Raw genomic sequence first — 20,397 nt, forward strand, 5'->3', positions numbered from 1 at the left:
TAGATGCTGGACGTCGCAGTAATGGCATCCCGCAGTGGCTTAAATCCGCTTCCCCGCCGAATCGAACAGATGGAAATCCTTTGCCTGGGCGGCGATTTTCAGCGTTTCGCCGATGCGCAGTTGTGAGCGGCCGTGGACGCGGAAGACGATGGTGGTGCCGTCGGCGAAGGAGCCGTGCACGTAACTTTCCGCACCCACCAGTTCCACGGCGTCCACCTGCACGGTGCCGGTAAATGCAGCGTCGGTGGGTGCCTCACTGGCAAGGGTGATGTCTTCCGGGCGGATGCCGAGCGTGGCAGCACCCTGCGGCAGTGCGGTGCTTTCCATCACCGACCAACCGGAAGAGCCGTTGGCTGTCGCCGTCCCGTGGTTCAGCAGGTTCATCGAGGGCGAGCCGATGAAGGTGGCGACAAAGGTCGTGGCCGGTTTCTCGTAAAGCTCGATCGGCGTGCCCATCTGCTCGATGCGGCCGGCATTCAGCACCACCAGCCGGTCGGCCAGCGTCATGGCTTCCATCTGGTCGTGGGTCACGTAAACGCTTGTCGTGGCGAGAGAGCGCTGCAGGCGGCGGATTTCGACGCGCATCTGCACGCGCAGCTTGGCGTCGAGGTTGGAAAGCGGCTCGTCGAACAGGAATGCCGCGGGCTTGCGCACGATGGCGCGGCCCATGGCCACGCGCTGGCGCTGGCCGCCGGAAAGCTGGCGCGGCTTGCGCTCCAGGAATTGTTCGATTTCGAGAGCCTTGGCCGCCTCCGTGATACGCCGCTCGATCTCCTCCTTCGGCGTGTTGCGGTTCTTCAGGCCATAGGCAAGGTTCTGGCGCACCGTCATATGCGGGTAGAGCGCGTAGTTCTGGAACACCATGGCAATGTCGCGGTCTGAGGGTTCCAGATCGTTGACGACGCGGTCGCCGATGACGATCTGGCCGCCGGAAATGCCTTCCAGACCGGCGATCATGCGCAGCAGGGTGGATTTTCCGCAGCCGGAGGGACCGACGAGCACGATCATTTCGCCATCGGCGATGTCCATCGATACGCCCTTGATGGCTTCGACATTGCCGCCATAAACCTTGCGGACGTCTTTCAGCGCAATTTTTGCCATTACTTCTCGGTCTCCACCAAACCTTTGACGAACCAGCGCTGCATCAGCACCACAACGATAACAGGGGGGATGATGGCGAGGATCGCCGTCACCATCACGTAATTCCAGGGCGTCGAGGCATCGGTAAAATCCACCATGCGCTTGAGGCCGATGATGATCGTGTTCATCTTTGCGTCGTTGGTCACGAGCAGCGGCCAGAGATATTGCGTCCAGCCGTAGATGAAGAGAATCACGAAAAGTGCCGCGATATTGGTTTTCGACAGCGGCAGCAGGATATCGCGCATGAAACGGAACGGACCCGCATTGTCGATGCGCGCCGCTTCCACCATTTCACCGGGAATTGTCAGAAAGAATTGCCGGAAGAGAAAGGTCGCCGTGGCTGAAGCCATCAGCGGCAGGGTGAGCCCCGCATAGGTGTCGATCAGGCCCAGATCGACGATGACCTTGTAGGTGGGCAGAATGCGTACTTCCACCGGCAGCATGAGCGTGATGAAGATCATCCAGAAAAAGCCCATGCGGAAGGGAAAGCGGAAGAAAACGATGGCGAAGGCGGACAGGAACGAGATGATGATCTTGCCGATGGCGATGGCCAGCGCCACGACGAAGCTGTTGAACAGCAGCCGTTCCAGGCTGACGCCGACGACCCTTTCCACGCCGCCAACCATGGCGTCGGTATAGTTTTCTCCGAGATGGCCGCCTGGCAGCAGCGACATGGGCGGCCGGATGATGTCGTTCGACGTCATCGAGGAAGCGATGAAGGTGTAGTAGATCGGAAAGGCCACGATGATGATGCCGAGCACCAGCATCAGATGGGCAATCACGCGTGCGATGGGGCGATTTTCAATCATCAGGACGTCCTCAGCCGTAATGCACGCGCTTCTCGACGAAGCGGAACTGGAAGGCGGTGAGCGCGATGACGATCACCATCAGGATCACGGATTGCGCGGCGGATGAGCCGAGATTGAGGTTCACGAAGCCATCATTATAGACCTTGTAAACCAGCGTTTCCGTCGCCTTTGCGGGGCCGCCGCCGGTCACCGCATGGATGATGCCGAAGGTGTCGAAGAAGGCGTAGACCGTGTTGACGACCAGAAGGAAGAAGGTGGTCGGCGCAAGCAGAGGGAAAACGATGGTCCAGAAGCGCCGCGAACCGCGCGCGCCATCAATGGAGGCGGCCTCCAGCAATGATTTAGGAATTGCCTGCAAGCCCGCGACAAAAAACAGGAAATTGTAGCTGATCTGTTTCCACGCAGCCGCTGCAACGACGAGCAGCATGGCCTGATTGCCGTTGAGCAGCGGGTCCCACATGATGCCGTTGCGACGCAGGATATAAGAGAAGGTTCCCATGGCCGGATTGAACATGAAAAGCCATAACATGCCGGCCACCGCCGGCGCGACGGCATAGGGCATGATCATCATGGTGCGGTAAAAGCCCTTGCCGCGCACCACCCTGTCTGCCGCCGTTGCCAGCAGCAGCGCCAGCCCCATGGAGACAAGCGCGGTGAGGATGCTGAAAACGACGGTGACCTGCAGAGAGTTGAGGTAGCTTTCATCAGAAAGTACCGCGGAAAAATTCGCCAGGCCGACGAAATTGCTGTTCAGCCCGAAGGCATCCTCGCGCATGGTGGACTGATAGAGCGCCTGGCTGGCCGGCCAGAAGAAAAAGATCACCGTGAGGATGATCTGCGGGGCGACCAGCAGATAGGGCAGGATCTTGTTGGGGAATACGACGCTTTGCACGGCGATCTCCTGATGACATGGAAATGCCGCCCGCATCTGTCAGAGGATGCGGGCGGGGCAGGGGATCGTTTAATTGCCGGCGGCCTGTTTGATGGCCGCGTCGCCGCGCTGGACTATCTTGTCGAGTGCTGCCTTCGCATCCTGCTTGCCGGCCAGCATCGCCTCGAACTCCTCGTTCATGATGTCGCGCACCTGCGGCAGGTTCACGAGACGCACACCCTTGGAGTTTTCTGTCGGCGGTTTGCCCATCATCTGCAGCAGCGGCGTTTCACGGCCGGGGTTCTTGTCGTAGAAGCCGGATTTCTTGGTTTCCTCATAGGCTGCGATCGTGACCGGCATATAGCCAGAGACCTGATGCAGGCGAGACTGGATCTTGGTCTGGGAGAGGAAGTGGAAGAACTCCGCTACACCCTTATATTCGGCATCGCTCTTGCCACCGAAGACCCAGAGGCTGGCGCCGCCCGGGATGGTGTTCTGCGGGCCATGGCCCTCATAATAGGGAAGCTGGCCGATGCCGTAATTCATTCCGGTCTTGATGATATCTCCAAGGCCGCCGGAGGATTCGGTCAGAATACCGCATTCGCCGGACATGAAGAGCTGCTTGGCTTCCGAAGTGCGGCCGCCATAACGGAAGACACCGTCTTTCGCCAGATCGGCAATCGCCTGGAAATGCTCGACAAAGAGCGGCGCATTGACGGCGAGCTTCACATCGGTGCCGCCGAGACCGTTTTCATTGCTGCCATAGGAGACGTTGTTCCATGCGGCGAAGTTTTCGGTCTGGATCCAGGTCAGCCAGGTGGAGGTGAAACCACATTGCGCGGCACCGCTGGTCTTGATCTTCCTGGCGGCATCGAAAACTTCCGGCCAGGTCTTCGGCGGGTTGGCGGCATCGAGGCCGGCCTTCTGGAAGATATCCTTGTTATAATAGAGGATCGGCGAGGACGAATTATAGGGGAAGGACAGCATGGTGCCGTCAGGCTTGGAATAATAGGCGACGATGCCTGCCAGATATTCATCCTTGTTGAAGGTGTAGCCGCCTTCCTTCAGCACGTCCGCTACCGGTTTGATGGCGCCCGCAGCACCCATCATGACACCGGAGCCGGCATCGAAGACCTGAATGATGGCAGGCGCCTGCTTGGCGCGGAAGGCGGCGATGCCGGCGTTCAGGGTTTCGGGATAGGTGCCCTTGAAGACGGGCATGACCTTGTAGTCTTTCTGGCTGTCGTTGAATTCCTTGGCAAGCGAATCCACGACTTCGTTGTTGGCGCCGGTCATGGCGTGCCACCACTGGATCTCAGTCACAGCATATGCATTCGATGTGACAAAAAACGAAAGCGCGGATGCCGCAGCAAGGCGGTAGCTGAGTTTTTTCAAGGCGATTCCTCCCATTATGAAAACAGTAAAAGATACAGCCCCTTAATTGCAGCCTATCCTCCTCGATATGGCTGCGGGCGATCTTTTCTGTATTAGCATTGCCGATTAAAAGCGAACTCTAACGAAAATGCAATAGAACGTGGAACGATTAAAACGAAAGTGAAGGAAACGGATTTATTATTCCATTTCCTTCGTTCCGCGGTTTTTTCATGCGCTTGGCCACCGGCGCGTGTCTCCGCTGGATTCGCTCCTGTCGAAATCCAATAGTTGCCATTGATATGTTATTACATTACGTATTGTATCGCTGTGAATTTGTGCGGGCGAAGAGGTGGATGTGTTCGGATTGAAGCGGAAAAAGGCGGTTGAGCGCAGGGACGATTCGGCTGGCCTGCCATCTTTGCGAACGGTGCCGGTTACCCTGCTTACCGGCTTTCTCGGTGCAGGCAAGACCACCTTGCTGAACGCGCTTCTGGCTGAGCCGGCCATGCGGGATGCGGCCGTGATCGTCAACGAATTCGGCTCGGTGCCCATCGATCACGGTCTGGTGCGGACGGGTTCCGAACGATATTTCAGAACGACGACGGGTTGCATCTGCTGCACCGCCACGAGCGATATCCGCACCTCGCTTTACGAACTGCATCAGGCCATTCTGGAAGGGATAATGCCTGATGTCTCGCAGGTTGTCATCGAAACCACCGGTCTCGCCGATCCTGCGCCGATCATCAACAGCCTCATCGCCGGCGGCACACCGGCGCTGGGCCTGCGGGATCACATCGTCGCCCGGCATTTTCATCTTTCCGGTGTGGTGACGGCTTTCGACGTTGTCTCGGGCCCGCCGATGCTCAACAGCTTCATTGAGGGCTGGAAACAGCTTGCCTTTGCCGACCAAATCGTTTTGACGAAGACCGATCTGGCCGATGACGCGGCGCTGGATCGCGAAAGCCTCGCCGATCTCAATCCCGCAGCCTCGTTTCATGATCGCAATGCAGCCGATTTCGATCTGATGTCGTTGTTCAACGCATCGGATTATTCGTTGTGTGGCAAGCCGGAGGATGCGCCTGCATGGCTCGCGGCCGACAGGCTTAGCCTTCATGCGGCCCATCAGCACGATATCAACCGCCACGGCGTCGGGGTCGAGGCCTTCAATCTCACCTTTGACGGGGTTTTTGACCCCCAGGCGATTGTGACTTTTCTCGAGCTCGTCACCAGCAACGTGCATTCCGGTCTTCTGCGGCTCAAGGGAATTTTCGGGGCGACGGATGATCCGGAGCGACCGGTTGTCGCCCACGCGGTGCAGCATCGGCTTTATCCGCTTACCCGCCTGGAGCGCTGGCCGGATCAAGATCGTTCGACACGTATCGTGCTGATCGGCATGGACATGCCGCAAAAGCCCATTCGCGAGCTTTTCGACACATTGGCCGCGCAGGCAAGGCGGAAGGGCGGGGCATGAACAATCCGCTTGCACGCAGTGGCTCCGCGATCATCTCGCACGTCCGTCTTCTGAAGCAATGGTCACGCGATTTGCTGCAACTCAAGCCGGAAGACAGTATTACCGTCAGCGAGCTTTCCTGCGCGCTGCCGGATTGCCCGCCACGGGAAACGGTGATCGTCATCCTCGCCGTTTCCGGTACGACCCGGCAATTATCCATCCACAAGGCGCTTCTCGCGGTGGATCATGACGATATTGTGCGCGCCATCTCCGCGAATTCAGCTTGAGAACCCGCCTCCACGCGGCAGAGCCGCTTGACCGCCGCGGCCCTTATCCGCCACTTCAGGGACAGCGATGGGATTCGCGGATGATGAAGGACACGGAATGGCCGATCTGGCTGTATATGCGGGTTTGTTTCTGACGGCGTTCATTGCGGCGACCATCCTTCCCATGCAGTCGGAGGCGGCGCTTGCGGGGCTCATTCTTCTGAAATCCCAGCCCGTCTGGCTGCTGGTTGTCGTGGCGAGCGTCGGCAATGTCGCCGGGTCCTTCGCCAACTGGCTGCTTGGCCGTGGCATCGAACGTTTTCGACATGAACGTTGGTTCCCGGTCGGGGAGGCTGCGCTGCAACGGGCGCAGAACTGGTACCGGCGTTACGGCAAATGGTCCCTGCTGCTCAGCTGGGCGCCGATCATCGGGGACCCTCTAACGGTTGCGGCCGGCATCATGAAAGAGCCGCTGCCGGTGTTTCTGCTGCTGGTCACCATCGCGAAGGTCGGGCGATACGTGGTGCTCGCGATGGTGACGTTGAATTTTTCATGAAGCTTCTCCTCCGTCATGCCGGACTGGATCCGGCATATCCAGCCACGGCGCGTCTGCGCCGTGAAAAGAGTTTTTCGCGATCAAGGACTTGACCGCGCTGTGCCCGGACCTTGTCCGGGGTGAGGGTTCGCGGCTGCCCTGCATCGGTAGCTACCGCTCAAGCCGCCTGCCGGTCCCAGCTGGCGAAAGGATCGGGCAGGTGCCGCCAGGCATCGGGCGTGAAGGCATCCGTGTCTATCAGGCAGGCATCGAGCTGGGCGCGGATGCGGGCTTCATTCATTGGATCGGAACCTATGAAGACGATTTCCTGCCGGCGGTCGCCGAAGACCGGGTCGAGATAGGGCTTCATCATATCAAGGAACTGCTTTTCGCGCGGCCATTGCTCTTTCGGCACGGCGGACCACCAGAGACCCATCTTGCCGGTGCGAACCAGGGCGCCGGCCTGGCTGATCTCTCCCACATAACGCGGCCGCGTCGCCAGCCAGAAAAAACCCTTGGCGCGCACGACCCCCGGCCAGGCGCGATCGATGAAACGCTGGAACAGCACGGGGTCGAAAGGCTTTTTGGCACGATAGACGAAAGAGCGAATGCCATATTCCTCGGTTTCGGGAATGTGGTCCTTGAAACCATGCAATTCCTTGAACCAGAGAGGGTGTTCTTCGGCCCTGGCGAAATCGAAGCGGCCAGTGCCCAGAACCTCCTTCAGCGCCACCTTGCCGAAATCGGCCTCGATGAGTTTTGCATCGGGGTTCAGCCCGACGATGATCTTGCGGGCGGCATCCCGCTCCTCTGGCGTTGCAGCGCCGATCTTGTTGAGCACGACGACATCGGCAAATTCGATCTGCTCCACCAGAAGATCGACGATGGTGCGGTTGTCGCCATCGCCCGCCGTTTCGCCCCGGTCGGCCAGAAAGTCGGATGAACCGTAATCGTTGAGAAGATTGGCGGCGTCCACCACCGTCACCATCGTGTCGAGCCGGGCAACATCGGAAAGGCTGCGACCATTCTCGTCGCGGAAATCGAACGTCGCGGCGACGGGAAGCGGCTCGGCGATGCCGGTCGATTCGATCAGCAGATAGTCGAAACGGTCCTGCTCCGCCAGCGCCCGCACTTCCTTGAGAAGATCGTCACGCAGGGTGCAACAGATGCAGCCATTGGTCATTTCCACCAATTGCTCTTCGGTTCGGGAGAGATTGGCCCCGCCGTCACGAACCAGCGCCGCATCGATATTGATCTCGCTCATGTCGTTGACGATCAAGGCCACGCGCAAACCATCGCGATTGGCGAGAATGTGGTTCAGAAGCGTCGTCTTGCCAGCGCCTAAAAAGCCGGAAAGCACGGTGACGGGTAGTTTTTTCGACATTTGGACCTCGTTTTGTAAACGTGTTTCGAGTGGACCTTGGCGGGCACGTCGGGGCATTGGGAAACGATCCGGCGCATCGTTACCATACGTAACGTAATAACATTACATATATGGGGCGTGTCAACAGGTGAGCGAGAAATTGCCTTCGGCATGAGCGTGGTGGTTACGCGTCCGGATGAATAATTCGCCGTTTGCCAGCAACGGCCTACCCCGCGGAGGGGACAGCGTGCCAGTCCGCTTCCACCAGTAAATGTTATTTCATTACATATTCGTTTGACGAATGTAATAACATTACATATCAAGGGTCATCGAATGACATCCTGCTTCCGGAGGGATCGATGAACGATCCGTGCCTTATCTTCTCAAATCTGACCCTTGGATATGCCGGCCGGGCGGCGGTGCACCATCTCAATGGTAGTATTGCCTGCGGCTCGCTTACCGCCGTTATCGGCGCCAACGGCTCGGGAAAATCCACGTTGATGAAAGGCATTGCCGGCATTTTGAAGCCGCTTGGCGGCGAATGTCGGGTCAGTCCGGCGATCTCCGTCGCCTATCTGCCGCAACAGTCGGAGCTGGACCGGTCCTTTCCCGCTCAAGTACGAGACCTTGTGGCCCTCGGTCTCTGGCCGAGACGCGGCCTGCTCGGACGACACCGTTCCGAAGATCGGACGGCGATCGACCAAGCGCTGAAAGCGGTCGGACTGTCCGGTTTTGAAAGGCGAAATATCGACTCCCTCTCGGGTGGCCAGATGCAGCGTGCCCTTTTTGCCCGGGCCATGCTGCAGGATGCGCAGCTCATTCTGCTCGATGAGCCCTTCAATGCCGTCGACGAGCGGACGGTGACCGACCTGCTGGTGCTGATCAAGGCATGGGTGGCGCAAGGGCGCACCGTTCTGGCCGTACTTCACGATCACCAGCTCGTGCAGCAGCATTTTCCCCAGACGCTTTTCCTGGCGCGAAGGCTGGTCGGGCTTGGTCCAACGGCTGAAGTCCTGCAGGCGGAGAATCTTCGCCAGGCCCGACATTTCCATGAGGCGTGGGAGGCGAATGCGCCTTGGTGCGCGCCGGCTTCCCCTCCGCTCCCTCCGGATCCGGCGGCGCCGCCGCACGCCCACGCCCACTTCCACGCGAATTCGAATAGCCATGGCTGATATCTTCATCGATCCTTTCATCCAGTATGTCTTCATGCAGCGTGCGCTTGCCGGTGCGCTGATCCTCGCGGTCAGCTGCGGCCCCGTCGGGGTTTTTCTGATGCTGCGCCGCATGAGCCTGACGGGCGATGCCATGTCGCACGCCATCCTGCCGGGCGCTGCTGTCGGCTTTCTGTTTTATGGGCTGGACATTCTGCCGATGACGATTGGCGGGCTCGTCGTTGGCCTCGTGGTCGCGCTGGGGGCCGGCGCGGTGTCGCGTTTCACCGTTCAGAAGGAGGACGCCTCTCTCGCCGCGCTTTATCTGATTTCGCTGGCGCTCGGCGTGCTGCTCGTCTCATGGCGTGGCTCCAGCGTCGACCTGATGCACGTTCTGTTCGGCACGGTGCTGGCGCTGAACAATGAGGCGCTCGGACTGATCGGCGGCATCTGCGCCATTACGCTTGCGGTGATGATCACCTTCTGGCGCGCGCTCGTGGCGGAATGCCTCGATCCGCTCTTTCTGCGCTCGGTCAGCAGATGGGGCAGCCCGGTGCATTTCCTCTTCCTCGGCATCGTCGTGCTCAATCTCGTGGGTGGCTTTCAGGCGCTGGGGACGCTGCTTTCAGTCGGGCTGATGATGCTGCCGGCTGCCGCCAGCCGCTTCTGGTCAAACCGCGTCGCGCCCATGTGCTTCATTTCCATCGGCATCGGCATGGTGTCCTGCTTTGCGGGTCTTGTCCTGTCCTATCACGCGTCGCTGCCATCGGGCCCGGCGATCATCCTTTCGGCGGGCGCCGTCTATGTGCTCTCCATCCTCTTCGGCACGCGCGGCGTGCTCATCGATCTTCTCGGTTCCGGCCGCCACCGTGCGGCCTGAAAACAGCCTTTGAAACAGGAGAATCCAATGTTCAAAACCTTCCGCTTAGCCACGTGCGCCAGTCTTCTTTCCCTCTCACCGGTTCTGACGGCGCAGGCTTCCGCCGCCGAACTGAAGGTCGTCGCCAGCTTCTCGATCATCGCCGACTTCGCGAAAAATGTCGGTGGGGATCGTGTGGAGATCACCACGCTCGTCGGGCCGGATGGCGATGCCCATGTCTACGAACCGCGCCCTGCCGATGCTGTCGCCGTCAGCAAGGCGGATGTGGTGCTGGTCAACGGCCTGGAATTCGAAGGCTTTCTGAAGCGGCTGATTGAAACGAGCGGCACGAAGGCGCCGATTGTCGAGCTGACCAAGGGTGTCGAGCCGCTCAGGCTTTCCGACGAGCCCGCGGGCCACGCCCATCCTGAGGCCGAGGAAGAGGAGGCTCACAACCACAAGGCGGAGGAAGCCGGCCACAAGCACGAAACGGCTGACGCCCACGATCACGACCATGGCCACGAAGGACATCACCATCACGGCGAGTACGATCCCCATGCCTGGCAGTCCATCAAGAATGCCCAAATCTACGTGAAGAACATAGCCGGCGCCTTTTGCAAGGCCGACAAACCCGGCTGCGCGACCTATACCGCGAATTCCGACGCCTATGTCGCCAAGCTTGCCACTCTGAACGAGAAGGTGAAGACGGAGATCGCCGCGATCCCGCCGGAGAAGCGCGTCATCATCACGTCGCATGATGCCTTCGGTTATTTCGAGCATGCCTATGGCCTGAATTTCCTCGCGCCGGAGGGCATCTCGACGGAGTCCGAAGCCTCTGCCGCCGATGTCGCCAAGCTGGTGGACCAGGTCAAACACGACAAGGCTTCGGCCATCTTCGTCGAAAACATCACCGACAAGCGGCTGATCGACCAGATCGCCAGCGAAACCGGCCTGAAGGTTGGCGGCACGCTTTATTCCGACGCGCTTTCCACGGCCGATGGCCCGGCCGCGACCTATATCGACATGGTCAACCACAATATCGAGACCATCTCGGCCGCTGTACTCGGGCAATAAGACCGCCGTTCAGCCGAAAAGTTTCAGGGTGGCTTCGGCCACCCCGATTTCGCTCATGTCATTCAGGCCGGGATCGCCCTGCTGTCGTCGGCGTGATGAAACGGCCTGACCGAGCCTGAGCTCGAGATTGCCATCGGTTCTGGCCGGCGACCCTTGTCGACCTTGCGCCCTGGCAGGGACGGACCGGAGCTTTCGAGTTGTTTGATCCGGCCACTATAAAACTCTAATTTGCGGCCGATTGATCGTTTCGCCGTTGATAACCGCATCGGACCGGCTTTTCGTGCGAAGGCCCGTCGATGTAAAGTGCCACCTGTGACGTTCATGGGGGCAAGCACTTTGGCCAAATCTATCAGGACGATGGAGGAGTTTTCGGAGTTTGTCGGCCTTTCCCGCCCGACCGTTTCGAAATACTTCAATGATCCGGCCTCGGTCCGCAAGAAGACGCGGGATGCCATCGAGGATGCGCTGAAGAAATCCGGGTTTCGGCCGAACATTTTTGCCGTCAACCTCAACCGCCGCCGTTCCAACATCATCGGCATCATCATCCCGAGTTCCACCGACCCCTTTTATATGGCGCTCACGAGCCGTATCGAGCTCATCGCCAGCGAAGCCGGGTTTCTGGCCTTCGTGCTTTCATCGGACGGCAAGCCTGAAATCGAAGACCGCGCCATCCGCACCTTCAAGTCGATGAACGTGGCGGGTGCCATCATCGCGCCGCTTGGCGTCAAATCCTATCGCGCTACGCTGGAGCAACTCGCGGCCACTGTCCCGATCGTCTATGTCGATTCGCCGCTCGACGAGACGTCCGCCTTTGTCGGCACAGATAACCGACAGAGCGTGGGACTGATGGTGGATTATCTCTGCCGGTCGGGAGAACCGCCCTGTTTCTTCGACATGCCGCAGGTCAATACCAATGCCGCCACGCGCCGCACGGCCTATGTGGAGGCCATGCAACAACTCGGCTTCGAGCCACATGTGATTAACGTCCCGGGCGACATCACATGGGAGTTTGAACGGTTTGCTTTCGAGGAAGCAGGCCGGCTTCTGGAACGGCGCACGCTTCTGCCGTCGCGGACGATCCTGTGCGCCCATGACCGCATCGCCTTCGGCGTCATCGCCGCGGCTTTTCAGAAGGGCATCAGGGTTGGCCACGGCGCCGATTACGATCTGAGGGTCGCTGGCCATGACGATCATCCGCTGGCGCGTTATGCCTGCCCGCCCATCACCACCGTGGCGCAGAACTACAACGAGATCGGCAGGCTGTCGATCGAGCTGCTGTTTCAGAAACTGAACGAGGAGGCAGACGATGCCACCCGAATGCGGGAGCGCATCCTGCTCAGCGCGGATCTGATGCTGCGGAAATCGGCCTGAGGATCGTTAGAAAAACTAAAATAAAAATGTGATTTTCTAAATAGAACTAATATTTGAACGCTCCTACTCTGTTCTCAAGGTTGCTTTGGGAGGCGACCGCGAGAGCCGGCGCACAGGTGTGCCGGGCTTCGGGAGGAACGTCAGATTGCCATGTCTCCAGTGCCGCGAGGGGAGCCTCGCAGCCGCGGTATCGCATGGTTTTCGCCGGGCTGACTGGACATTCTCGCCAGCAATTTCCCCAGCGAAGGATGATGAAACATGAACCTCTATTCTCTTCTGTCAGAACGTGCGGCCGGCGGCAGGCCTGTCCGCGTCGGTCTCATCGGCGCAGGCAAGTTCGGCTCCATGGTGCTGGCGCAGGCGCAGCGCATCGCCGGTTTCCACATGGTCGCCGTTGCGGACCTCAATGTCGGAAAGGCGAAGGAATCGCTGGATCGCGTCGGCTGGCCGAAGGAACGTTACGATGCGAAGAGCTGCGCCGAGGCGCTGAAGAGCGGCAAGACCTATGTGACCGACGACGTGAACAAGCTTTTCGCCTGCGGTGAGATCGAATGCGTCATCGAGGCCACCGGCCATCCGCTGGCCGGTGCCCGCCACGCGTTGGGCGCCATCGACCACAACAAACACGTCGTCATGGTCAATGTCGAAGCCGACGTCATGGTCGGCCCGATCCTTGCCGAAAAGGCCCGCGCCAAGGGCCTGATCTATTCCATGGCTTACGGCGACCAGCCGGCGTTGATCTGCGAGCTTGTCGACTGGGCGCGCGCCACCGGCTTCGAGGTCGTTTCCGCCGGCAAGGGCATGAACTTCGAGCCGCGTTACCGCTATTCGACGCCGGACACGGTCTGGGGTTATTTCGGCTGGACGGACGAGGAAGTGGCCAAGGGCGACTTCAATCCGAAAATGTATAATTCCTTCACCGATGGCACCAAGGCAGCCATCGAAATGGCGGCTGTCGCCAATGGTACGGGGCTGGACTGCCCGGATGACGGTCTGGCTTTCCCGCCCGCCGGCCTGCACGATCTCGCCCGTGTTTTCCGTCCCGCCGCCGATGGCGGCCGCATGGCCCGTTCAGGCCTGGTGGATATCGCCGCGAGCCAGGAGCCGGATGGACGCGAGGTGTTCAACAACATCCGTTACGGCGTCTTCGTCACGTTCAAGGCGCATAATGAATATGCCCGCGCCTGCTTCAAGCAATATGGCCTGCTGACCGATCCGTCCGGCTGGTACGCCTCCATGTGGCGTCCGTTCCATATCATCGGACTCGAAACCTCGATCAGCGTGCTCTCTGCCGTATTGCGAAACGAGGCAACCGGCTGCTCGAAGGAGTTCCGCGGCGATGCCGTCGCCACCGCCAAGAAGGACATGCAGCCCGGCGAAATGCTGGACGGTGAGGGCGGTTATGCGGTCTGGGCGAACGCCATTCCAGCGACCCGCAGCCTGGACATGAAAGCGCTGCCGATCGGCCTCGCCCATAACGTCAAGCTGAAGCGCGCCATCAGGAAAGACCAGATCGTCAGCTTCGACGATGTGGAGCTGGTCAACGATCTCGACGTGGTGAAGCTGCGTCAGGACATGGAAAACCGCTTCCGCCCGCAAAAGGACGCTGCGGCGTGACGGGCGGGGATCAGGACATGTCGAAGGGGGCTTTCGTGGTGATAGCGGAATTTCGGGTCAAGCCCGACGCGATGGAGGCCTTTCTCGACGCTGCGCGTGATGATGCCACCCATTCGGTCCGTGATGAACCGGGTTGCCGGCAATTCGACGTGGTGCGGCCGGAAACGGGAAACAATGTGGTGTTCTACGAGGTCTATGACGACAAACAGGCTTTTGACGACCACCTGAAGACACCGCATCTCGACCGCTTCCGCGAGGCGTTCCCGGCGCTTATCGAAGAAGAACTGCCGGTGCGCTTCCTGAACCGGCAATGGCTTTGAAGGATGGGAACGATGGCAGACATCCGCCAGGTCGCCGTTATCGGTACGGGTATCATGGGCGCACCCATGGCGGCGCGCCTGGCAGAGGCCGGGTTTTCCGTCAAGGCCTGGAACCGCAGTGCCGACAAGGCTGCGGTTCTGGCAGAGAAGGGCGTGCAGCCGACCGTAACGGCTGCCGAGGCTGCGGCCGAAGCGGATGTGGTGCTCTGCATGCTGAGTTCCGGGCCGGTCTGCAACGATGTTCTGCTCGGTTCGCCGGGCATCGTTTCAGCCATGAAGCCCGGTGCGGTTCTGCTGGTCATGAGTTCCATTCCCGTTGAAATTGCAATGGAACAGGCTGAAGCCGCCCTGGCATGTGGCGTCAGATATGTCGATGCGCCCGTGTCCGGCGGTGAAAAGGGAGCGATCGAAGGAACGCTCGCCATCATGGCCGGGGGTGAACAGCGGGATGTGGATGCGCTGCGGCCGCTCCTCGGTTGTCTTGGCCGCGTCACGCACGTAGGGCCGGTGGGCTGCGGCTCTCTGGCCAAGCTTGCCAATCAGCTGATCGTCGCCTCGACAATCTGCGCCGTTGCCGAAGCTCTCACCCTTGCGGAAGAAGGGGGAGCGGACCCGGCACAGGTGCGCCACGCCCTGCTTGGCGGATTTGCCGATTCCACCGTCTTCCGTCAGCACGGAAAACGCATGGTTGAGGGCGATTTCCGCCCCGGCGGGCCGGCGAAATATCAGGTCAAGGATACGTCCACGGCGCTGGCCTTCGCCAGAAGCCGCGGCCTGACATTACCGGTCAGCGAGGAGGTTGACCGGCTGTTTCGCTCCATGGTCGAGCATGGCGCGGGCGAGCTTGATCACAGCGGTGTGATCCTTGAAATTAAGCGCATGAATGCGTTCGGAGGAACGCTCGAAACTGTTTAAGACACAACAAAGGGAGGAACACATGAAAATTTCGAAACTTTACGGGCTGGCCCTTGCCGCCACCATGCTGGTCGCATCGATTGCACGGGCCGAGACGCTGACGCTGTCGACGCCGGATGCAGACAATTCCGAAATCACGCTTTCCGCCAACAAGTTCGCGGAACTGGTTTCAAAAAAGACCGACGGCAAGCTCAAGATCAAGGTATTCCCCAACGGTACGCTTTATGGCGGCGATCCTTCGGCGGGCGTCAAGCAGCTGGCCGGCGGCTCGCTTGACATGCTCCTGAATTCGACATCGCTCTACGCGACGTTCAACCCGAAATTCACAGCTATCGCCATCCCCTACCAGTTCCGCGATATCGACCAGCTCCGGGTCTATCTCGACAGCGATCTCGGCAAGGAGCTTTCCGGCGATCTGAGCAAGATCGGCATTCTCGGGCTCGATCTCTGGTCACGGCCGCTGCGCCAGATCACCAATTCGAGGGCGCCGATCAAATCGCCAGCCGATCTGAAGGGCATGAAGCTGCGGGTGCCTAACAATCCGCTCTGGGTTGAATTCTTCGGCGCCATGGGGGCCGCCCCGACGCCGATGGCTTTTGCCGAAGTCTATAATGCCCTCCAGCTCAAGGTGGTCGACGGGCAGGAAAATCCGGTCAATGTGCCGGTCAGCGCCAAGCTCTACGAGGTGCAGAAATACCTGACGATCAGCAACCACATCGCCGACGCCTGGGTGCTGGGCATGAATCCTGCCCGTTTTGAAGGTCTTGATGAGAACTTCAAGACCGCGCTCAAGGAGGCCGCCGTGGAAACGGAGGCCTGGAAGGCGCAGAACGACGCTGCCGATATCGACAAGTCACTGGAAACGCTGAAAAAGAACGGCATGGAGGTGAACGCGCTGACCGATGACGAGCGCAAGGCTTTCGTGGCCGTGGCGGCCGGCCTTTCGGCGAAATTCTCCGCTCTGGTGAAGGATCAGGCCTTCTTCGACAAGACGCAGGCGTTCCTCAAGACGAACTGACCTTTCCGCAAACGGACGGCCGGGTTTCGATCCGGCCTTCCCAAATGTCAGGCAGGGTCGTCTTGCCGTAAGGGCAGGGTGGCATTCGTTTTACCGGATATCCGGTTTCAGCAGTGGAAGGGTATTGTCATGAACGATACGAAACCTTCGGTGCTCGGCACCATCGTAAGACTCATCGCCGATGTGGCCGCAGGCGCGGCCTGCGCCGGCATTCTCATCGTCGTGCTCCTCCAGGTCATTGGCCGCCTCATCGGCAGTCCTCTCCCCTGGACCGAGGAAGCAACCCGCTTTCTCTTCATCTGGATGGTGTTTCTGGGCCTCGCCGCCGGCTTCCGCACCGTTGAAAGCGCCCGTGTTGTGGTGTTTCTCGTGCTGTTTCACCGCTTCTTCCGGCGGCTCGCGGTGCCGATCTACGTCGGTTCATCCGTGTTCTTCTTCGGCATGATGGGCTGGACGGGCCTGACCATGGTGCGCCAGCAGGTCATGATGAACGAAACCGCCGCCACGCTTCCCATCCCGATGTGGACCATCGGCATCGTTCTGCCGGTTTCCGCCATCATCGCCGTGCTCGCCATCGTCGAATCGTTGCGCAGCCGCCGGGAGCTCATCGCGCTTCCCGAGCTTGGCCTGCCGGCGGACGAGATCGCACACGCCGACATCTCCATTTCAGCAGGACATTGATCCATGTCGGTCTTTCTTCTCGTCGCCTTTTTCGGTCTCAGCATGCTCGGTGTACCGCTTGCCATTGCGCTGGCGCTCGCCAGCGTCGGCACGCTCTGGCTCTTTACCTCCATGCCGATGGACCTGCTGTCGCAGACGATGTTCTCATCCATGAACTCCTTCCTGCTCGTCGCCGTGCCGCTGTTCATCCTCGTCGGCACCGTCATGGAGCGGGGGCGTGTGGCGGAGCGCATTTTCGATTTCGCCGAGGCCATGGTGGGCTGGTTGCCCGGCGGCCTCGGTCACGTCAACGTCATCTCCTCGGTGATCTTTTCCGGTGTCTCCGGCTCGTCCGTCGCTGACATCGCCTCTGTCGGCGCCATCGAGATCAAGGCGATGGAGCGGCATGGCTTCCCGAAGGGTTATGCCGTCGGCATGACGCTTTGCACCTCCACGCTCTCCTCGATCATTCCGCCGTCGATCCTGATCGTCATTGCCGGCTCCATCGCCAACGTGTCCATCGGCACATTGCTGATCGCGGGCCTGGTGCCCGGCCTCTTCATCGCCTTCGCCTTCCTGGTCTTCAATCACTTCTATTCCGTGCACTACGGATATAACCCGCCGACCCCCTTCAACTTCCGTCTGGTTGTCATCACCGGACTTCGCGCCATCCTGCCGATGCTCACCCCGCTGATCCTCATCATCGGCATCGCCAGCGGCCTGTTCACGCCGACGGAAGCCGCTGCCATCGCGGTCGTTTATGTCGCGGTGCTCGGCGTCATCGTCTACCGCACGCTGCCGGTGCGCGAACTGCCGGAAATCCTCATCTCGACGGCACGCATTTCCGGAACCATCCTGTTCATCGCCGCCACTTCGCAGCTGGCTGCCTGGGTCTTCACCTTTGACGGCCTGCCGGAACAGGTCGCCGAACTCTTGAAGGCGATGAACCTCGGGCCGATGACGGGCATGCTCGTGATCTTCGTGTTCCTGCTGATCATCGGCATTTTCATGGAAGCGATCCCCGCCATGTTCATCCTCATTCCGGTATTGATGCCGCCGGTCGAAGCGCTCGGTATCGATCCGATCCATTTCCTGATCGTGACTGTCATGACGCTGACGCTCGGGCTGGTGACGCCGCCAGTCGGGGTCTGCCTGTTTGCCGCAGCCCAGGTCGCGAATATGAAGATCGAGGATGTCATCCGCGGTTCGCTGGCGCCGATGACGGTGCTGACGCTCGCCATATTTGCGCTGGTGCTTTTCCCGATCCTGACGCTTGGGCCGATACGGCTGATGGGTCTCTACTGAGCCGAAACAGTACGCCTGAAAAACTCAGACAACGCGACGGTCACGCCACTCGTCGCGTTGTTTTCGCATCCACTCCAGGAAAAGCGTCACCTTTCGCTGCCGCAGGTGAGAATGCGGGCAAACGATCCATTGGGTAACGAGCTTGATGCGCGGTGCGTCGATGACAGGGCAGACAAGCGCTCCGGTACTCAGTTCCCGTTCCATCATCAGCGTGCTTTCCAGCGCGACGCCCAGACCGCCGGCCGCGGCGTCGATGGCCATATGGCTGCGGTCGAACAGCACGCGCCGCCATCTTTTGTCTGAATGCACGCCCGCCATCGGGAACCAGTGCGTCCACTGCGCCTGTGCCTTCACCGAATGGATGAGCCGCAGTTCAAGCAGATCGGTGGCCTGAAGGCTTCCGGCGGCGGCATAGTCCGGTGAGGACACCGGCAGGAATTCCTCTTCCACCAGCCCTTCCACGAAGAGGCCCGGCCAACGACCATCGCCGTGGCGCAGCTCCACATCGACGAGTTCCTGCGAAAAATCGGTCGGCTCGTTGGTGCCGTCCAAGCGCACTTCCAGTTCAGGATGCTCCTCCAGAAAGGAGCCGAGACGCGGCAGAAGCCATTTGTTGGAAATGGTCGGCGTCGCCCGGATCGTCAGTGCCGTGACGGAACGGAAACCACGAATGCTGTCGGTCGCGTCGGATATCTGCTCAATCTGGGCGGTGATCATCGAAAAATAGCGCTCGCCCGCTTCGGTCAATGTCACCTTGCGGCCGGTTCGCGCCATCAGCGTCGTGCCGAGCTGGCCTTCCAGCAGCTGGATCTGCTGGGAAACGGCCGAAGGTGTCACGCTCAACTCTTCCGCCGCCCGGGAAATGCTGCCCGCCCTTGCCGCAGCGTGGAAAACGAGGATCGATTTTATCGGGATTTGCATGGGTAGGGCTTTGCTCAACGGAATACGGCGGTCACCCGAGTATCACAGGTGACCGCCGTGTTGAAAAGCGTTGAACGCGAGGCTTTTAGCGATGGCTCGGCAGTTTCGGCAGGAAGACCGTCAAAAGGCCGAGCAGCGGCATGTAGGAGCAGATGCGGTAGACGAATTCAATGCCTTCCTTATCCGCATAGACCCCCAGAACCGCAGCCCCGATGCCACCGAAACCGAAGGCGAAACCGAAGAACATGCCGGCGATGAGGCCGACCCGGCCCGGCACAAGCTCCTGCGCGAAAACGACGATGGCCGAGAAAGCCGAAGAGAAGACGAAGCCGATGACGACGACCAGAACGGCTGTCCAGAACAGGTTCGCATAGGGCAGCATCAACGCGAAGGGAATGACGCCGAGGATCGAGAACCAGATGACGACGCGCGAGCCGAAACGGTCACCGATCGGGCCGCCGAAGAACACGCCGAGTGCGGATGCCCCGAGGAAGAGGAACAGCAGTACCTGCGCGTCCTGCACGCCAAGGCCGAACCTGTCGATTGTGTAGAAGGTGAAGTAGCTCGAGAGGCTGGCGAGATAGGCATTCTTGGTGGCGGTCAGAACCACCAGCACCAGAAGCGTCATCATCACGGTTCCGCGTGAGAGCGGCAGGGCGCGGCTGGCCGGAGCCTTGCCGACGGTTGCGCGGCGGTGGCGGGTATACCAGACGCCGACCCAGGACAGCACGCCGAAGCCGAGGAGGGCAATCAGCGAGAACCAGCTGAGGCTCGACTGGCCCAACGGAATGACAATGAAGGCGGCGAGCAGCGGGCCGATGGCCGTGCCGGTATTCCCACCCACCTGGAAGAAGGACTGCGCCAGACCATGGCGGCCGCCGGATGCCAGGCGGGCAACGCGCGAGGCTTCGGGATGGAAGATCGCCGAGCCGATGCCGATGAGGCAGGCGCCAATCACCAGAACCTCGAAACTATGGGCAAAGGCGAGCGTGATGAGGCCGGCGCAGGTGGAGAGCATGGCCACGGGCAGGGAAAACGGCATGGGCCAACGGTCTGTCACCATGCCGACGACCGGCTGCAGCAGCGATGCCGTGACCTGAAAGGCGAAGGTAAGCAGTCCGATCTGTACGAAATCGAGCGCGTAATTGGCTTTCAGCAACGGGTAAAGCGACGTCAGCAGCGATTGCATGATGTCGTTCAGCATGTGGCAGAAGCTCGCGGCTGCGATGATTGAAAACGCCGTGCGTTGCGGGTTGAACCCGGTGCTGGTGACGGTGGCCATGAATTATCCTCTCCAGATCCCCGCCGATGAAACGGGAAACATGTCTTTATTTGCTCCCGCTTTTATTCATATTGTGTCTGGCCTGCATTTGTGTTC

At 60.0% G+C, this 20,397-nt stretch carries 20 protein-coding genes; 13 read left to right on the forward strand and 7 right to left on the reverse strand.

The genetic code is table 11. The annotated features are described in order from the left end of the window. Positions 1-39: 39 nt before the first annotated feature. The 4 genes from FHW77_RS03750 to ugpB form a co-directional block, all read right to left on the reverse strand. Positions 40-1,101 (reverse strand): sn-glycerol-3-phosphate import ATP-binding protein UgpC, encoded by a 1,062-nt coding sequence (locus FHW77_RS03750; RefSeq protein WP_004445053.1) that lies wholly within the window; start codon positions 1,099-1,101, stop codon positions 40-42. Next, on the reverse strand, positions 1,101-1,949 hold the full coding sequence (gene ugpE, locus FHW77_RS03755) for a sn-glycerol-3-phosphate ABC transporter permease UgpE (RefSeq protein WP_004445050.1): 849 nt from the start codon (positions 1,947-1,949) through the stop codon (positions 1,101-1,103). Before ugpE ends, FHW77_RS03750 begins: the two co-directional genes overlap by 1 nt. 10 nt (positions 1,950-1,959) lie before the next feature. After that, entirely contained in the window at positions 1,960-2,841 is an 882-nt protein-coding gene (gene ugpA / locus FHW77_RS03760) for a sn-glycerol-3-phosphate ABC transporter permease UgpA (protein ID WP_004445049.1), read from the reverse strand. Between the two features lie 69 nt (positions 2,842-2,910). Continuing rightward, positions 2,911-4,221, reverse strand: coding sequence for a sn-glycerol-3-phosphate ABC transporter substrate-binding protein UgpB (ugpB, locus tag FHW77_RS03765; protein ID WP_169692189.1), 1,311 nt, complete (start codon positions 4,219-4,221; stop codon positions 2,911-2,913). A 337-nt stretch (positions 4,222-4,558) separates the two neighbouring features. On the opposite strand from ugpB, the gene FHW77_RS03770 reads away from it, so the two are divergent. From FHW77_RS03770 to FHW77_RS03780, 3 genes are all read left to right on the forward strand, one after another. Continuing rightward, positions 4,559-5,665, forward strand: a complete 1,107-nt coding sequence (locus FHW77_RS03770) for a CobW family GTP-binding protein (RefSeq protein ID WP_044459385.1) — start codon at positions 4,559-4,561, stop codon at positions 5,663-5,665. Then, complete coding sequence (locus tag FHW77_RS03775) at positions 5,662-5,931, forward strand: hypothetical protein (protein WP_004445043.1); 270 nt, start codon at positions 5,662-5,664, stop codon at positions 5,929-5,931. Before FHW77_RS03770 ends, FHW77_RS03775 begins: the two co-directional genes overlap by 4 nt. Before the next feature lie 97 nt (positions 5,932-6,028). Beyond that, positions 6,029-6,466, forward strand: coding sequence for a YqaA family protein (locus tag FHW77_RS03780; RefSeq protein ID WP_004445041.1), 438 nt, complete (start codon positions 6,029-6,031; stop codon positions 6,464-6,466). Between the two features lie 157 nt (positions 6,467-6,623). Here FHW77_RS03780 and zigA read toward each other — a convergent pair whose 3' ends face one another. Continuing rightward, positions 6,624-7,829, reverse strand: coding sequence for a zinc metallochaperone GTPase ZigA (gene zigA, locus FHW77_RS03785; protein WP_004445039.1), 1,206 nt, complete (start codon positions 7,827-7,829; stop codon positions 6,624-6,626). Positions 7,830-8,167: 338 nt separating this feature from the next. Here zigA and aztA point away from each other — a divergent pair, with 338 nt between their 5' ends. The 10 genes from aztA (at position 8,168) to FHW77_RS03835 (ending at position 18,098) form a co-directional block, all read left to right on the forward strand. Further along, positions 8,168-8,980, forward strand: coding sequence for a zinc ABC transporter ATP-binding protein AztA (gene aztA, locus FHW77_RS03790; protein ID WP_004445037.1), 813 nt, complete (start codon positions 8,168-8,170; stop codon positions 8,978-8,980). Then, positions 8,973-9,839 carry a zinc ABC transporter permease AztB gene (gene aztB / locus FHW77_RS03795; protein WP_004445035.1) on the forward strand — a complete coding sequence of 289 codons (867 nt, stop codon included), beginning with the start codon at positions 8,973-8,975 and terminating at the stop codon, positions 9,837-9,839. Before aztA ends, aztB begins: the two co-directional genes overlap by 8 nt. Before the next feature lie 27 nt (positions 9,840-9,866). After that, complete coding sequence (gene aztC, locus FHW77_RS03800) at positions 9,867-10,892, forward strand: zinc ABC transporter substrate-binding protein AztC (RefSeq protein ID WP_004445033.1); 1,026 nt, start codon at positions 9,867-9,869, stop codon at positions 10,890-10,892. Between the two features lie 357 nt (positions 10,893-11,249). Then, positions 11,250-12,263: a LacI family DNA-binding transcriptional regulator gene (locus FHW77_RS03805; RefSeq protein ID WP_111813587.1), complete on the forward strand. Its 1,014-nt coding sequence runs from the start codon at positions 11,250-11,252 to the stop codon at positions 12,261-12,263. Positions 12,264-12,521: 258 nt separating this feature from the next. Then, positions 12,522-13,880, forward strand: a complete 1,359-nt coding sequence (locus FHW77_RS03810) for an NAD(P)H-dependent oxidoreductase (RefSeq protein ID WP_004445030.1) — start codon at positions 12,522-12,524, stop codon at positions 13,878-13,880. 17 nt (positions 13,881-13,897) lie between these two features. Next, on the forward strand, positions 13,898-14,200 hold the full coding sequence (locus FHW77_RS03815) for a putative quinol monooxygenase (RefSeq protein WP_034497555.1): 303 nt from the start codon (positions 13,898-13,900) through the stop codon (positions 14,198-14,200). A 12-nt stretch (positions 14,201-14,212) separates the two neighbouring features. Then, the gene (locus FHW77_RS03820) at positions 14,213-15,115 is read left to right on the forward strand and encodes an NAD(P)-dependent oxidoreductase (RefSeq protein ID WP_004445026.1); all 903 of its coding nucleotides are present in this window, start codon (positions 14,213-14,215) and stop codon (positions 15,113-15,115) included. Positions 15,116-15,137: 22 nt separating this feature from the next. Continuing rightward, positions 15,138-16,133: a DctP family TRAP transporter solute-binding subunit gene (locus FHW77_RS03825; RefSeq protein WP_004445022.1), complete on the forward strand. Its 996-nt coding sequence runs from the start codon at positions 15,138-15,140 to the stop codon at positions 16,131-16,133. Positions 16,134-16,262: 129 nt separating this feature from the next. Further along, on the forward strand, positions 16,263-16,814 hold the full coding sequence (locus tag FHW77_RS03830) for a TRAP transporter small permease (protein WP_004445019.1): 552 nt from the start codon (positions 16,263-16,265) through the stop codon (positions 16,812-16,814). A 3-nt stretch (positions 16,815-16,817) separates the two neighbouring features. Then, positions 16,818-18,098, forward strand: coding sequence for a TRAP transporter large permease (locus tag FHW77_RS03835; RefSeq protein WP_004445017.1), 1,281 nt, complete (start codon positions 16,818-16,820; stop codon positions 18,096-18,098). A gap of 24 nt (positions 18,099-18,122) precedes the next feature. Here FHW77_RS03835 and FHW77_RS03840 read toward each other — a convergent pair whose 3' ends face one another. Both FHW77_RS03840 and FHW77_RS03845 read right to left on the reverse strand, forming a co-directional pair. Beyond that, on the reverse strand, positions 18,123-19,019 hold the full coding sequence (locus FHW77_RS03840; RefSeq protein WP_004445013.1) for a LysR substrate-binding domain-containing protein: 897 nt from the start codon (positions 19,017-19,019) through the stop codon (positions 18,123-18,125). An 85-nt stretch (positions 19,020-19,104) separates the two neighbouring features. Then, positions 19,105-20,301 carry an MFS transporter gene (locus FHW77_RS03845; protein ID WP_004445010.1) on the reverse strand — a complete coding sequence of 399 codons (1,197 nt, stop codon included), beginning with the start codon at positions 20,299-20,301 and terminating at the stop codon, positions 19,105-19,107. Between the last annotated feature and the right edge of the window lie 96 nt (positions 20,302-20,397).

Source organism: Agrobacterium sp. RC10-4-1 (genome assembly GCF_014138475.1).
In the GTDB taxonomy this organism is placed as follows: domain Bacteria; phylum Pseudomonadota; class Alphaproteobacteria; order Rhizobiales; family Rhizobiaceae; genus Agrobacterium; species Agrobacterium pusense.